This window comes from Mesorhizobium sp. M2A.F.Ca.ET.039.01.1.1 (assembly GCF_003998035.1).
Taxonomy (GTDB): Bacteria; Pseudomonadota; Alphaproteobacteria; order Rhizobiales; family Rhizobiaceae; genus Mesorhizobium.
Genome location: NZ_RZRY01001555.1, coordinates 1 through 430 on the forward strand (window position 1 = coordinate 1; position 430 = coordinate 430).

1 protein-coding gene is annotated in these 430 nt (G+C 66.3%); it reads right to left on the reverse strand.

Going from position 1 to position 430, the window contains the following annotated elements:
* The coding region (locus tag EOA24_RS40895) for an AMP-binding protein (protein ID WP_145992602.1) at positions 1–430 on the reverse strand (430 nt) is incomplete at both ends.

A 430-nucleotide genomic window follows, 5' to 3' on the forward strand; every position in this document is an offset into this window, starting at 1 on the left:
GTTGACGAGCGTCCCCTTGAGGCCCCCGAGCATGTCGCCCATGGCGGCGACGACGACGTGCTTGACCGAGGTCTTGGCGATCACCGCCTGCAGCGTGTTGGCGAAATTCTCGAGGATGACGATCGCCTGCGCGCCGGAATCCTTCAGCTGATGCTCGAGCTCGCGCGGCGTATAGAGCGGGTTGACGTTGACCACGGTGAAGCCGGCGCGAAGCACCGCCATCATCGCCACCGGGTATTGCAGCACGTTGGGCATCATCGGCGCCACGCGCGCCCCCTTCTGCAGGCCCTTCGACTGCAGATAGGCGCCGAAGGCGGCCGACTGCTGCTCGAGCTCGGCATAGGTGATGGCCTTGCCCATGCAGACGAAGGCCGGCTGGCCGGCAACCTGCTTGCAGGCGCCGACCAGGAAGTCGCCGATCGAGCCGTAG